Origin of the sequence: Mesorhizobium sp. M1409 (assembly GCF_040317535.1) — a bacterium.
Classification (GTDB): domain Bacteria; phylum Pseudomonadota; class Alphaproteobacteria; order Rhizobiales; family Rhizobiaceae; genus Mesorhizobium.
Map to the genome: position 1 here is coordinate 122,600 of NZ_JAMYKV010000006.1, position 13,611 is coordinate 136,210.

The 13,611-nt window shown below is 59.8% G+C and carries 12 protein-coding genes and 1 pseudogene; 9 read left to right on the plus strand and 4 right to left on the minus strand.

Annotated features, from left to right (window positions below; genetic code table 11):
* Nucleotides 1-13: 13 nt before the first annotated feature.
* The 6 genes from NKG99_RS07495 to NKG99_RS07520 all read left to right on the plus strand — a co-directional run bounded on the left by NKG99_RS07495 (nt 14) and on the right by NKG99_RS07520 (nt 6,048).
* On the plus strand, nt 14-847 hold the full coding sequence (locus NKG99_RS07495) for an amidohydrolase family protein (protein ID WP_352865856.1): 834 nt from the start codon (nt 14-16) through the stop codon (nt 845-847).
* A gap of 184 nt (nt 848-1,031) precedes the next feature.
* The gene (locus NKG99_RS07500; RefSeq protein ID WP_352865859.1) at nt 1,032-2,075 is read left to right on the plus strand and encodes a sugar ABC transporter substrate-binding protein; all 1,044 of its coding nucleotides are present in this window, start codon (nt 1,032-1,034) and stop codon (nt 2,073-2,075) included.
* 91 nt (nt 2,076-2,166) lie between these two features.
* Complete coding sequence (locus NKG99_RS07505; RefSeq protein ID WP_352865861.1) at nt 2,167-3,177, plus strand: ABC transporter permease; 1,011 nt, start codon at nt 2,167-2,169, stop codon at nt 3,175-3,177.
* 50 nt (nt 3,178-3,227) lie between these two features.
* Nucleotides 3,228-4,130, plus strand: coding sequence for an ABC transporter permease (locus NKG99_RS07510; protein ID WP_352865862.1), 903 nt, complete (start codon nt 3,228-3,230; stop codon nt 4,128-4,130).
* Nucleotides 4,127-5,635 carry a sugar ABC transporter ATP-binding protein gene (locus NKG99_RS07515; RefSeq protein WP_352865865.1) on the plus strand — a complete coding sequence of 503 codons (1,509 nt, stop codon included), beginning with the start codon at nt 4,127-4,129 and terminating at the stop codon, nt 5,633-5,635. Before NKG99_RS07510 ends, NKG99_RS07515 begins: the two co-directional genes overlap by 4 nt.
* A 194-nt stretch (nt 5,636-5,829) precedes the next feature.
* Nucleotides 5,830-6,048 (plus strand): hypothetical protein, encoded by a 219-nt coding sequence (locus NKG99_RS07520; protein ID WP_352865868.1) that lies wholly within the window; start codon nt 5,830-5,832, stop codon nt 6,046-6,048.
* A 386-nt stretch (nt 6,049-6,434) separates the two neighbouring features.
* On the opposite strand, the pseudogene NKG99_RS07525 reads toward NKG99_RS07520, so the two are convergent.
* A pseudogene (locus tag NKG99_RS07525) lies at nt 6,435-6,724 on the minus strand (SOS response-associated peptidase family protein); the annotation flags it as partial.
* A gap of 379 nt (nt 6,725-7,103) precedes the next feature.
* Between NKG99_RS07525 and NKG99_RS07530 the strand changes: the two are divergent.
* Nucleotides 7,104-8,564: a PAS domain-containing sensor histidine kinase gene (locus NKG99_RS07530; protein WP_352865871.1), complete on the plus strand. Its 1,461-nt coding sequence runs from the start codon at nt 7,104-7,106 to the stop codon at nt 8,562-8,564.
* Nucleotides 8,565-8,853: 289 nt separating this feature from the next.
* Here the strand turns inward: NKG99_RS07530 and NKG99_RS07535 are convergent, their stop codons facing one another.
* The 3 genes from NKG99_RS07535 to NKG99_RS07550 form a co-directional block, all read right to left on the minus strand.
* A complete protein-coding gene (locus NKG99_RS07535; protein WP_502913689.1) occupies nt 8,854-9,954 on the minus strand; it encodes an IS3 family transposase in 1,101 nt (366 codons plus the stop codon).
* Nucleotides 9,955-10,348: 394 nt separating this feature from the next.
* The gene (locus NKG99_RS07545) at nt 10,349-10,594 is read right to left on the minus strand and encodes a hypothetical protein (RefSeq protein WP_352865876.1); all 246 of its coding nucleotides are present in this window, start codon (nt 10,592-10,594) and stop codon (nt 10,349-10,351) included.
* A gap of 83 nt (nt 10,595-10,677) precedes the next feature.
* Complete coding sequence (locus tag NKG99_RS07550; RefSeq protein ID WP_352865879.1) at nt 10,678-11,379, minus strand: Crp/Fnr family transcriptional regulator; 702 nt, start codon at nt 11,377-11,379, stop codon at nt 10,678-10,680.
* A gap of 353 nt (nt 11,380-11,732) precedes the next feature.
* On the opposite strand from NKG99_RS07550, the gene tnpA reads away from it, so the two are divergent.
* Nucleotides 11,733-12,161, plus strand: coding sequence for an IS200/IS605 family transposase (gene tnpA, locus NKG99_RS07555; protein WP_352865882.1), 429 nt, complete (start codon nt 11,733-11,735; stop codon nt 12,159-12,161).
* 493 nt (nt 12,162-12,654) lie between these two features.
* Nucleotides 12,655-13,601, plus strand: a protein-coding gene (locus NKG99_RS07560) for an IS630 family transposase (RefSeq protein ID WP_352865884.1) whose coding sequence is annotated in 2 segments (ribosomal slippage) — nt 12,655-12,993 and nt 12,996-13,601 — 945 coding nt in all. Because the reading frame shifts where the segments join, the coding sequence is not laid out codon by codon here.
* Nucleotides 13,602-13,611 lie beyond the last annotated feature (10 nt).

Sequence of the window (13,611 nt, forward strand, 5' to 3'; positions counted from 1 at the left end):
ACGGAGGATCAGCATGCGCCGCATCGACACTCACTTGCATTTCTGGACCTTGGCGATGGAGCGATCGTATTCGCTGTGGATGACGCCCGACCTGAAGGTTCTCTACGGAGACTACGGTCCGCGTGATGCCAAGCCGCTGATGGCGGCGAACGGTGTCGAGGGCTGCGTGCTGGTCGCGGCCGGGTCCACTATCGAGGAGATGGGCTACCTCCTGGGGCTTGCCGCCGGACACGACTTTATCCGCGGTGTCGTCGGTTGGGTGGATATGCTGTCTCCCGGTGCGATCCGAGACCTCGAGCAATGGGCTCGTTCACCGGTGCTGAAGGGCATCAGACCTTACCTGCAGGATCTGCCCGATGATGATTGGATCCTGCGTCCCGAACTCGATGCGGTGGTGAGGAAGCTTCCCAAGCTCGGCCTGCGTTTCGATGCCCTGATCAAGCCCCGGCACATACTCAACACGGTCCGTTTCGTGGAACGCTACCCTGACCTCCCGGTCATCGTCGACCATATGGCGAAGCCCATGATCAATCAGGGAGAGCTGAAGTCCTGGGCCCGAGACATGGAGGAATTCCGTCAGCTCGATCATGTCCATTGCAAGCTCTCCGGTATCCTGACCGAAGACGGCCCGGAATGGACGCCCGAGCGGGTGCGGCCCTATCTGGAAACGGTCATCGATATTTTCGGACCGGACCGCCTCGTCTTCGGAAGCGACTGGCCCGTGGTCAATCTGGTTGCCGATTACGGCAGGTGGGTCGGTGTCGTCGATGCAGCGCTCAAGCACATGACGCGCGCCGACCAGCAAAAGATCTGGGCCACGAACGCCGAGAGGTTCTACGGCCTATAGGCCGAAAGTGAGCGACTTCGCGGTCTGATCGCGAGGTGGTGAAGCAGGTTGCCGATCTATGCTTGGACGAGGTTAAAACCCGGTCCATCGATGGTCGGGAAATGGGCGCAGAGCTGGGCGCCAGGACCACCAGCAAGCAACTTGGGAGGATGAATTGAAGATTGGACAAATAGAAACGAGATTCGTGACCGCCGGTGTGAAACGCGTCGGTCGGGGCGCACTCGCTGCGTGCGTTGCCGGCCCGCTGGCGCTGGCCCCACTCACAGCAAACGCTTCCGATCACCGGATTGCGCTCGTGCCGGGTGGTCCCCACCCGTACTTTGCCGGCTGGCAGCCCGGCCTGGCCGACGCCGCCAAGGATTTCGGCATTGCAAAGGTCGAGTATCAGGTGCCCGCCGAGTGGAAGCTCGAGGCACAGACGCAGTTGCTCGAAAGTCTCGCGGCACAGGGCACGACCGCCTTTGGTTTCTTCCCGGGCGATGCGGTTGGCATCAACTCTACCCTTTCAGAGCTGAAGGCGGGCGGAATTCCTTCGATCGCGATCGCCGGCTGCGCCAACGATCCGACTGACGCGGCATTCTGCTTCTCAACGGACGTGTCTCAGGCTGCCTATGTCGGCACCAAGGCGCTGATCGCGGCCATGGGCGGCAAGGGCGCCATCGTCCATGTGGCCGGGTTGCTGGTCGACCCGAACACCACGCTGCGCGAGCAGGCGGTACAGAAGGCGGTCGACGAGACCAAAGGTGCTGTCACGCTTCTTCAGACTGTCGGTGACACGGATAATCAGGAGCAGGGCGACCAAAAGATCAATGCACTGCTGGCCGCTCAGAAGGACAAGATCGGCGGCATTATCGCCACTGCGTATATCTCCTCCGTCGTCACCGCCACCGCGCTTCGCAATCTGGGCGACAAGCGGATCAAGATGGTCGGCATCGACGACGACAAGATCGTGCTCAACGGCATTCGCGACGGCTTTGTCGCAGGGACGATTGCCCAGAACCCCTATGGGCAGGCCTATATCGGCGCCTATGCGCTCGACCTGCTAGCGGGTGGTTGCACTGTCAAGGCGGATGCGCCGTGGATCACCACGCCACAGACCGCCCATTTCATCGATTCCGGCACGGTCGTGGTCTCGGCCGCCAATGTCGGCACCTATGCCGAGGACCTGAAAGCGCTGACCAAGAAAATGCAAGTGACCTTCAAAGACACCTACCTCGCTTGCAAATAAATCGTGCGGGCGGCTTTGATATTTGAGGCCGCCCATCCACCCGGCGCCGATCTCCATGCCGGAACAGACCAGGTCAGTTGCGAGAAGGTCAATGACAGCACAAGTCCCGGCAAGCTCGGGTGCATCCATTTCGTTCACGGGACTGCTGACGCGGGGCTCCACCCAGTTCGGTCTTCTGGTCATCCTGTTTGTCCTCTGGACGGTATTCGCGAGCCTGTCGCCGGGTTTCCTTTCGACCTTCAATCTCAATTCAATAGGCCGCTCGGTGGCAGTGGACGTAGTTGTGGGCTTCGCTCAGATGGTCGTCCTCGCGACCGGTGGCATGAACCTCTCCGTCGGTGCGATCGGCGTCTGTTGCGTCATGCTCGCCGGTTATCTTCTTGAAGTGCTGGGACTGCCCGTACCGCTCGCGATCGCTACGACGCTGGCCTTTGGTGGCGTGCTCGGGTGGCTCAACGGGACCGCCATCACCAGGACCGGCGTGAACAGCTTTGTGGTGACGCTCGCCACGGCCAGCCTGTTTTCGGGCGGCATGCTGATCCTCAGCCACGGTGTCCCGCTCAACGGACTGCCGCCCGAAATCGGCGCCTTCGGCAAGGCAATGGTCGGCCGCGTTCCAGCGCTTGCCATCGTGGCTCTGGCGATCGGTGGGCTGCTTTACATCCTGTTCGTTCATAGCGTTCTGGGGCGTCAGATCCTTGCGGTTGGCGCCAATTCCAGAGCTGCCGAGATGTCGGGCATAGCGGTGTCTCGCGTGATCGTTTTCGTCCATGTGTTATCTGGTGTTCTGGCTGCGGCCGCGGCCCTGATGCTGATGGCGCGGCTAGGAGCGGCAATGCCGGCAGTGGCCGGCGACGATTGGCTTTTGCCATCCTTTCTGGCGCCTGTCATCGGCGGCACTTCACTCGCCGGCGGCGCTGCATCGGTGATCGGCACGATCCTGGGTGCGCTGCTGGTTTCGACCATTCGAAGCGGGCTTTTGATCCTGCAATTCGCGAGCTTCTGGCTGCAGTTCTTCCTTGGTGTCTTCCTCCTTGCCGCCATCCTGGTCGAACGGTATCGATCGGTTCTGTCTGCCCGCGAACAGACGAGGCAGGCATGAGGCCGCTCGCATTCCTGCTTCGCCAGCAATGGTCAGGGATACTCCTCGCCGTGGTGCTCGGTATTGTGGCCTTGAGCATTGCAACCCCTACCTTCAACACGGAATTCAACTGGTTCGTGCTGCTACGCAGCATATGTGTGGTCGCGTTGGCGGCGTTCAGCCAGATGATCATGCTCGGCGTGGGTCAGATGAACCTCTCCGTCGGCGCGCTTGGAGGATTGGTTGCCATCCTTGTTGGGGGCATGATGGATGCGTGGGGGATCCCCGCCGTCCCGGCTGCATGCATTGCAGTCCTGGTCGGTGGCGCGGCCGGCTTGCTGAACGGCTGGCTGACGGTCAAAACCGGTATCAACGGCTTCGTGGTTACGCTCGCCACGGCTTCGGCATTCACGGGGATCAATCTCGGCCTCACCAAGGCTGTGCCGTTCTATGATTTGCCGGCCGACTTTGTCGCATTCGGCAATGGTCGCATTGGTGCTTTTCCACTCCTGATGATCGTCCCGGTCATCGTCACCGCTTTGCTCGCGATCTTCCTCAATCGCACCGTCAGAGGCCGTCACCTGCTTGCAGTCGGTGGCAACAGCAATGCCGCCGAGCTTTCCGGCATCTCGGTGTCGCGAACCATCATGCTGGCGCATTGTCTATCCGGCTTCATAGCCGCCAACGCGGGCGTGCTCGCGGTGGCGCAACTCGGATCGGCTCAGCCCACGATCGGATCGGACTGGCTGATCATCTCCTTCGCTGCGCCAATCATCGGAGGTGCGAACCTGGCTGGCGGATCAGTATCGATAACAGGGACCGTCATCGCCGTGGTTCTCATCGGCCTGATCCAGAACGCGATGGTCCTCCTCGCAGTCGATCCCTATTGGGTGAAGTTCCTGCTCGGCGCCTTGATCCTTGCCGCGGTCTGGATCAACCGGATTCGCACAGTCCGTATGGAGAGGGCACGATGAGTCTCGCCCTGCAGAGCATTACCAAGTCGTTTCCGGGGGTTCGTGCTCTCAATGACGCGTCCCTCACGCTCAAGCGGGGTGAGATCCATGCGCTGATGGGAGAGAATGGCGCGGGCAAGTCGACCTTGATCAAGATCATCACCGGCGTTCACCGAGCCGACGGCGGCACGCTCAAACTCGATGATCGTGACCTCGTTTTCAGCTCGCCGCGTGACGCGATCGCTGCGGGCATAGCGGTGGTCCACCAAGAGCGCAACCTCATCCCGCACTTTTCGGTGGCCGAGAACATTCTCCTGGAGCAACTGCCGACGCGCAATGGGCTGGTGGACTTCGCGCGGGCACATTCGGAGACAAGGCAGCATCTGGCGAAAGTCGGGCTCGAGATCGATCCGGCTGTGGAAGTCCGTCGACTGAGCGTCGCCCAGATGCAGATGGTCGAGATTGCAAAGGCTCTCAGCCACAAGGCAAGTGTCCTGTTGCTCGACGAGCCTACCGCGTCGCTTACCGAAGCGGAGACGGAGACGCTCTTTCGACTCATCCGTCAACTGCGGGAGGCGGGAACGGCGATCCTCTTCGTCAGTCACAAGCTCGAGGAGGTTCTGTCGCTCTGTGACCGGGTCACCGTTTTGCGCGACGGCGAGACGACTTTGATGGCCGCACCGGTGGCGGGCATGACGCGAGGCAATCTGATCCAGGCGATGATCGGCAGATCGGAACGTCCTGTCCTGCCGCGAAAGCGCGGGCCACAGCTGGATCAGCCGCGGTTGGGGGTTCAGGCGCTCGCCACTTCGTATGGGCACAAGGCTGTCGACTTTACCCTTCACAGGGGGGAGATCCTTGGTTTGTACGGCTTGGTGGGAGCGGGCCGTACTGAACTTGCCCGCGCGCTTCTCGGGCAAGGCCGAATCCGTTCCGGCCAGGTCCTGGTCGATGGCGCGGCGGTACGTGTGCGCTCGGTGCGTGACGCCATCAAGCGGCTTCGCATCGGCTATGTGAGCGAAGATCGGAAGTACGAAGGTGTGATCGTTGATCACCCCATTCGCAGCAACATCGCGATCACCGTTTGGGACGCGATCGCCCGTGCGCTCGGCCTGCTTACTCGTAACGATGAGGTTGCTCTAGCCGCGCCGTTGGCGGCGCGACTCGAAATACGTGCCCCGAACCTCGAACAGCGCGTTGGGAATCTGTCGGGCGGCAACCAACAAAAGGTATCGCTGGCGAAATGGCTGGCGGCCGACGTTGACATTCTCATCATCGACGAGCCTACCGTCGGTATCGACATCAAGGCCAAATCCTACATTCACGAGCTCATCAACGAGCTCGCGGACCGAGGGATGGCAATCCTGCTCATCTCAAGCGATATGCCCGAAATGGTGACGATGGCCGATCGCATCCTGGTGATGCACGAGTTCGTGCTGATCGACGAATTCGTCAATGACAGACGCTACGACGCAGCGAGCACCAGGATCATGGGCGCAATCCACTCCGTGACCACGGGTCACTGACCGGCGATACTAGGTTCCGCTCATCGAGTCTAAAGGCAACGGCCAGACTGACATCAAGTCTTAGGCAGGAACAGCGAGGCTCGCCAAAGCTCGCGGGAGTGACGCTAAGAACACAAAGCGCGCGGCTTCCGCGATCGCGCCACCACACCCCAGCCGAATCGGTCATATTTTCAGTCTTGCCCAGAGTCGAAGAGATGGCCCGCAAGGCGCTCAAGGACTGGACTATCGAGGTTGACCGAGATCCGTGTGATGCCCACGTTTTCGACCCGGCGGCTAGCGATGACGATGATGAATTGCGCATGGCGGCATGGCGCGATTTCGACGGCTCCTTGCATATGGAAAGGCCGCCGGCAAATCCTGCAATCGCGCTGACGCCGGCAATGATGCGCGGCCAGTCCATGAATTTCGAATAGTAGTCAAACGCAGTCGGGGCTCACCAACGCCATCGGTCATAGACCGCGACTGGCGACACCGGGTTGCGCTGCCGGATGACCTTTGCACCGACCGGAACTTCACCATGATCGCGAAGTTCTGCCAGGAATGAGGGCTTAAGCACCAGACGCGGCATGTGCAGGCGATATGGCCGAACGGCAAATATGAAACTTATCGGCTCCATTGCCTCAACGATGCCGAATCCGCATAGGCGTTTCTTGATCACTTCGAGGGGCTGATGTTCGAGCCAAGGCGGGATCGGGAGAATGGAAAGGTGCGCGGCGTCTGGCGCCGCACGGGCAAATACACGCCCGTTCTCGATCTCGGTCCGCTCAGCTCAGCATGCCGGAGATCCTGCGCCGCTGAGTCACGAGCTTTCGGAGCGAACTGTCTCGACCGATAGTGATCCGGAAGGAAATGGTCGCAGCAGCTCAGCCTCGGGCTTCGTCAGGTTGATCCAAGCCGCCCAATTCTCGGGCTGAACGACCACAACCTGACGATTGCGATATAGCGCGGCCCGGGATCGGTCGTCAGCATGGTGAAAGTGGGCGGCTTGTTACTAGCAGCTTCGCGCCAAAGCCCCGCGATGGCCAGAAAGGGATAGCCGTTCAGCGTGAAGCGATGTTTCGCCTTCGGATATTTCGTGCCCGTGAGCTCAGTTATGTGGACACGCAACATGTTTTTGACGCCTACGGTTTGTGGCGAGGTTCGCCGTGCGAAGCCATTCAAAACAAGCGCAGCACGACGGACCTCACCCCAAAAGAATTTCTGCTTTCGACCCCTCTGCTGCCTTTGCGGCGCGCAACGACAAGGCGCAGCTATGACCCAAGTCGGACATGATCGCACCGCGATTGGCTTGCCTCTGGGCTCCACGAAGATACAATTGTGCTCGGCGCCTTCAACCGGCCCAGGACCGAGCAAATCATTTGACGCGAGCAAATCATTCTCGATGCCGCCAAGGCGCTCACATGCCGGGCGATATCATCGCAATCTGCACGCCGAGGGCAGAATCATGATTTGGAATTCAGTTCCACTCATGACCGCTATCGATCTCCTGATCATCGCGGTCGCCATCTATGGCATATGGCGCTGTCGACTCTTCATCCCCGGTAGTCGACACACGGCCTCGCGAATTGGCGTTTGGTTGGTCGCCTCAGGACTACTGGTCGTCGGCCTGTTTTATGCTGCTGATCTCATGTCCATGCACACTCTGCCCGCCATTATGTCGGAGCAAGAGGGAATGGAGCTGATGGATACTTTCCATCGCCAACTCAGTTGGCTGGTCATTCTGTTGGCCGTGACCACCATCTCCACCGGATTTGTCATACTTCTTAGCGAGCTTCAGCTCGACTTGACCGAGCTCAAGTGCGCAGAGCAAGCAGTGCGGGAGAGCGAAGCGAAATTCCGCGACTACGCCGAAAGTGCCTCCGATTGGTTTTGGGAATTCGGTCCGGACCACAAATTCACGCGCCTGACCGAGAATGCGTTTAGCTCAGACGCCGCTGATCGAATCGGCAGGGCGTGCTGGGATGGCGCTCTCGATCTTGAAACGGAGCCCGAGAAATGGCGCTTTGTTTGGGCAGCCCTCGATGCACGTGAACCGTTCCGCGACTTCGTATATCGCGTGCTGGGAGGCGACGGCTCTCCCATGTACGTGAAGGCCAGCGGCAAGCCAGTGTTTGACCCTGACGGAGAATTCCGTGGCTATCGCGGCACCGGTACAGACGTGACAGCAATCATGCGCGCGCAGGAGGAGCATGAGAGGCTGCACCAGCTAGAGTCGGATCTCGCCCACATGAGCCGCCTGAGCGTAATGGGGGAACTAACCGCCTCGCTGGCTCACGAAATCATGCACCCGATTGCCGCGTCGCGAAACAATGCCCTTGCGGCCCTCAATTTTCTAGGCAAGCAACCGCCAGACCTGGACGAAGTCAGGGACGCGCTTCACTCTATCGTGGGTGATGCCGATCGAGCCGGAGATATCATCGACCGTATCCGTGATCATATCAAGAAAGCGCCTCCTCGAAAGTCTCGTTTCGATCTGAACAAGGCGATCGACGAAGTGATCGGATTGGCGCGAAGCGCGATCTCCACGAACGGAGTCTCGGTCCGAACCCGCCTCGCCGAGGCACTGATTCCTGTCAAGGGGGATCGTGTTCAACTGCAGCAAGTCGTGCTGAACCTGATCCTGAACGCCGTCGAAGCCATCAGTATGCTCCAGGCCGGGCCACGGGAGTTGTCGATCAGCACCGAGCAAACGCAGACAGGTGGCGTTCTGGTGTCCGTGCGCGATTCTGGGCCGGGTATTGATCCGGACCATGTCGATAGGGTTTTCCAGGCATTTTACACCACGAAGTCGAATGGAGTGGGGATGGGGCTGTCGATCTGCCGGTCAATCATCGAAGCTCATCAGGGACGCGTGTGGGCGAGCGCAAACGTGCCGCGCGGCGCCGCCTTTCAGTTCACGATGCCTGCCAGCCCAGATACTGGGTCGTGATTGCGAGACGGTCCCCCATTCTCAAGCGGGTCCATCGTGAACAAAGTCTGCTGCCTCGGCAGAAGAGCAGAAAGCGGATTGCCCAGATCTGTTTTGGTAAGTGGTCGCTTTGTACCAACGGTTTTGCCAGCGTTCCATGCCGCGCGACCTTGCATGACGGGATCATAGCGTGAGTAACCCATCTTCGTTCTCCTTGGCCTTGACTGGCCGAAGAGCAAAACGATTGAGGTTGACCTGAGACCCTTGTTCCCTCCATTTCAATGGAGAGTCCGGCGCTTTATTTCTGGCCTCATGCGGCCTGTTTTTCCAGCGCCATTTTTATGGCGAATTCGATGGGCGTGATGTTGCCCAGGGCTGAGTGTGGTCTGTTCTGGTTGTAGTCCTCCTTCCATAGATCGATTGCTGCCCGTGCTTGCGTGAGAGTGGAGAACAGCGTTTCGTTCAAGCATTCGTCGCGAAATCGGCCGTTGAAACTCTCCACGAATCCGTTCTGCATCGGCTTGCCGGGCGCGATGTAATGCCATTCGACGCCGCTCTCCTGGCACCATTTGAGGACCGCCATCGACGTCAGCTCGGTGCCGTTGTCCGAGACGATCGTGCGAGACCTGCTGCGGCGGGCGATGATGGCGTCCAGTTCCCGGACGACGCGGGCGCCCGACAGCGATGTATCCGCGACCAGCGCCAGGCATTCCCGCGTGAAGTCGTCGACGACGGCCAGAACCCGGAACCGCCGGCCGTCCGTGAAGGCATCGCTCACGAAGTCCAGGCTCCAGCGCTCATTGGTCCGACCCGGCGCGATCATCGGCCTTCTCGTTCCCAAAGCCCGTTTGCGGCCGCCGCGCTTGCGGACCTGGAGCTTCTCCTCCCGGTAAAGCCGCCGCAGCTTCTTCTGGTTCATCACGATCCCTTGCCGTTCAAGCATGATGTGGATGCGCCGGTAGCCAAAGCGGCGGCGCTCGGCAGCCACCGTCTTCATCGCGGCTCGAACGACGGCATCGTCCGGCCGGATGCTTGTATAGCGAACGCTCGAGCGATCGACGAAAAGAGCCTTGCACGCCCGACGCTGGCTCACCCCATGCTGCTCGCAGGCGTGGGCCACAGCGCATCGCTTGGCATCGGGCGTCACCATTTTTTTGCGGCGACATCCTTCAGGATGGCATTGTCCAGCATCTGCTCGGCCAGCAGCTTCTTCAGCTTGGCGTTCTCCTCCTCCAAAGCCTTCAGCTTGCGGGCGTCGGAAACGTCCATGCCACCGAACTTGGCCTTGGTATTTGTAGAAGGTCGCTTCCGAGATCCCATGCTTGCGGCAGACATCGGCGGTCTTCATTCCCGCCTCCTGCTCCTTCAAAATCGCGATGACTTGTTCTTCCGTGAACCGTGAACGCTTCATTCGTCCGTCTCCTTGAGCGGGACGGACTCTACCAAAAACTGGAGGAGCTTCAGGGTCTCAGGTCAAGGTGTTGAAGCTGGGGCCGCAATCTGACGGTCGGTGATTGGGAGCCACATGCTTAAAGCCGCTGTTCCGCTATTGAGCCTCGACAGGCGTCCTAGGGACCTGCGGCGTCGAATTCAATCGCAAATCCCGCGTCGATCGCGCTTCGCGCAATGAGATCACCAAGTTCCCAATCCGTGAGTTCGCAAAGCGGGAATATTCCCCTTACGGCGTGGCTAACCTCGGATATCGAAATGCACGGCCTGCCGACATTGTCGATCAGGTAGCGGACAATCGCCAGGCGAACGTCCGATAGAGTGGGCATCTGCGCGAGCGCAGGCATATTTATGGGCTACGAATGGAGCCGTGGTTCAACGCCATCGGCTGTTTTTGCATCGAAAGCGACGGGCACACCGTGAATGATGGATGCCGCCGCCAACAGCTCTTCCAACTCGCGGTCGGTAGCCTTGCAAGCGGGCATGAGTGTTCTGATAGCGCTGATCGCCTGTGCGATGGACAGGAACCGGGCCTTGCCTCTGGAGAGAACATAGGCTTCGGCGGCTCTTTCAACCGTGACTGCGCGAAGAGTGGTGGTCATCGACAATTCCTCCCTGAACCCTGACCAACACGATTTATGGCAGCAATTCGGCAGCCTGTAAGAGTTTGTCCGATCCCGGACAATCAGGCGGAGGCAAGGCCGAAGTGACTTTGTTCCTCCTCGCCGTAAGCACCGTGTGTGAGTTGTATCATTCCAACGCGGTCGATAATCGTGATCTCGCCGCGCTTGGCGTGAACCAGCCCCCGATATTCAAGCATTTGGAGTGCGGTGGTAACGCCGGGACGCCGGGCGCCAAGCATGGTCGCCAGAAATTCATGCGTCAGGTGGATCTTATTTCCTTCGACGCGATCTTGGACCATCAGCAACCAGCGGGCCAGCCGCTCCTCGATTTTCGAATGGCCGTTGACCAGTGCCGTCCGGGACAACTGGACGAGGAACGCATAGGCATAGCGTAGCAGTGACTCGCGAAGGGACAGGCTTTCTGCAATCGCTAAGCGAAGGTTTTCAACCGGGAGGATCCAGCCATTGCCTGCGACCTGGATATAAATTTCATTGGGAGACCTGTTTTGGCCGAGGATAACGGCAACCCCTGTCATGCCGTCGTGGCCGACGATGCCGACCTCGCTTTGCCGCCCACCGGTCATCGTGGCGACCACCGACGCGATGCCCATCTCTGGGAAATACACTCGTTCGATCGGCTGATATGGGTCTTCCAGACGGGCTTTGATGTCCAGTTCGACGTGATGCATTGACGGCCGCAATAATGCGAAATCCTCCGAGGAGAGGGTTTTCAATACATGGTTGCGAAGAAGGGATTGGGGCATGGCTCTCTCCCTGACGGGCAAGAGCACGTACCTCTTACTGTCGGCTGCGTCCGAAGGATCTGGCGGCCGATACAGCGAGCATAGGCTTCAAATGCGCGATTGGCAAAGAATCCGCCGGCGTATTGCGCTGGCGAGGAATTGTCGTGGGGCTCGGCGGACTCAAGGCGGCTGGCCAGACGTTGCGCGTCACCGCTGCGGCATCTCGTTGCGAGCCGGAGAGAACGGCCCGTTTTATGACAATCAGCCTGTGTCTCGGAAACGGCTTCCATCATTTAGAGTCCCCGATAGGGGATCAGGAAACCCCACGCCTTTAGGCGGCTGGGATCGCGGCGCTTGCCGTGTAGACTGGCTGGATGGAAGCGTACAAGCGTGGCAGCCACACGGTTTGGGACTGCAAGTATCACCTGGTTTGGGTGACGAAGTACCGTTACGGGGTGCTTGGCGGCGACGTTGGAAGCCGGTGCCGGGAGTTGCTGCGCGAGACGGCGCGCGCGCACGAGATGGTTGTGCATGCCGGCTCGATCAACCGCGACCATGTGCATATGCTGGTGTCGATCCCGCCGCGGCTGTCGGTGTCGCGCGCGGTGCAGCACCTGAAGGGGCGCAGCTCGCACAAGCTGCTGAGCGAGTTCGCAATACTGCGCAAGCGCTACTGGGGCCAGCACCTATGGGCGAGAGGCTATTGGGTGGTGAGCAGCGGGAATGTGACCGACGAGACGTGGGCCGAATACATCATGAACCAGGAGCCGCCCGAGCCCGACGACAACTTCAACGTGACGTGAGTTCGCGCTCTGTCCGCCGGACGGCGGACCGATCCGGCTTTAAGCCGTAACTTGAAGCCACCGCCTTTAGGCGGTGGAGTATTCACGATCGTCTAATATCTGGCGACGTCCATTTGGGCCTGACACCGAGTAGCACGGAATTCGACCGATGCAGGCTATGAGGCTATGAGGCTATGAGGCGTGGAGCGCCCGAACAGGCGGTCGCTGGGCCGGAACTCTGCAGTCGTAAGGTGGCTCGCGGGCCGGTCGGCCAATCTTTGGGTGAACGCGGCGAACTCACCATAGAAAGAGCCCCAGCGGAACATTGTCGAGGTGGGGGAGGCTTTTGCGATCAAACCCAATCACCTCAACGAGATCACATCAGAATCACAATCACGCGACATCGGAGTGCAAGTTGGATTAGAGCGGAATGAATTGAGGCTGAATCGGCGGGGATTCCCTTGGGCTTGCAAATCTGATTGAACCTGCTGGCTGGGTCAGGAGGCCAGCATGGATGGGCAAGCCTTATTCGATGGATCTTCGCGAACGGGTTGTTGCGTCAGTTGAGCAGGGTGGCCTGTCGCGGCGGCAGGCGGCAGTACGCTTTGAGGTTGGGATCAGCACCGTCATCAGATGGGTAAGCCGCTTGCGCGAGACGAGCAGTCTTGCGCCCGGCAAGATGGGTGGGCACAGACCGAAGAAGATTGCCGGAGAGCATCGGGAGTGGCTGCTGCTGCGCTGCCGGGCTGCGGACTTCACGCTGCGCGGTCTTGTGGCCGAACTTGGCGATCGCGGCCTGAAGGTCGATTACCGCTCGGTGTGGGAGTTCGTCCACGCCGAGAAGCTCAGTCACAAAAAAAGACGCTGATCGCGGCCGAGCAGGATCGCCCGGATGTGGCACGCCGGCGGGCACAGTGGGCAAAGTATCAGGATCGCATCGATGCTTCTCGTCTGGTGTTCATCGACGAGACCTGGACCAAAACCAAGATGGCGCCGCTCAGGGGATGGGCGCCGCGCGGCGAGAGGATCAAAGCCAAGGTGCCGCATGGCCATTGGAAGACCATGACCTTCCTGGCGGCGCTGCGCCACGACCGTGTCGAAGCACCATGGCTGATCGACGGACCGATCAACGGCGAGCGCTTCCAGCTCTATGTCGATGAGGTTCTTGTCCCAACCCTCAAGCCCGGCGACATCGTCATCATGGACAATCTCGGCTCGCACAAGGGTAAGGCCGTGCGCCGCGCCATCCGCTCGGCCGGCGCCAGGCTGTTCTTGCTGCCCAAATACTCGCCCGACCTGAACCCCATCGAGAAGCTCTTCGCCAAGCTCAAGCATTGGCTGCGCAAGGCTGCAAGGCGAACAGTTGAGACCGTCTGTGACGCCATCGGCCAAATCCTCGGCACCGTCATTTCAACCGAATGCAGAAATTACTTCACAGAGGCCGGCTATGCCCCAACCTAAATTCATCCCG

Bases quoted from the DNA above. Each gene is read 5' to 3' on its own strand.
- NKG99_RS07505 (WP_352865861.1), top strand. From the start codon at position 2,167: ATGACAGCACAAGTCCCGGCAAGCTCGGGTGCATCCATTTCGTTCACG.
- NKG99_RS07495 (WP_352865856.1), top strand. From the start codon at position 14: ATGCGCCGCATCGACACTCACTTGCATTTCTGGACCTTGGCGATGGAG.
- tnpA (WP_352865882.1), top strand. From the start codon at position 11,733: ATGGAAGCGTACAAGCGTGGCAGCCACACGGTTTGGGACTGCAAGTAT.
- NKG99_RS07550 (WP_352865879.1), bottom strand. From the start codon at position 11,379: ATGCCCCAATCCCTTCTTCGCAACCATGTATTGAAAACCCTCTCCTCG.
- NKG99_RS07520 (WP_352865868.1), top strand. From the start codon at position 5,830: ATGGCCCGCAAGGCGCTCAAGGACTGGACTATCGAGGTTGACCGAGAT.
- NKG99_RS07535 (WP_502913689.1), bottom strand. From the start codon at position 9,954: ATGAAGCGTTCACGGTTCACGGAAGAACAAGTCATCGCGATTTTGAAG.
- NKG99_RS07530 (WP_352865871.1), top strand. From the start codon at position 7,104: ATGACCGCTATCGATCTCCTGATCATCGCGGTCGCCATCTATGGCATA.
- NKG99_RS07515 (WP_352865865.1), top strand. From the start codon at position 4,127: ATGAGTCTCGCCCTGCAGAGCATTACCAAGTCGTTTCCGGGGGTTCGT.
- NKG99_RS07545 (WP_352865876.1), bottom strand. From the start codon at position 10,594: ATGACCACCACTCTTCGCGCAGTCACGGTTGAAAGAGCCGCCGAAGCC.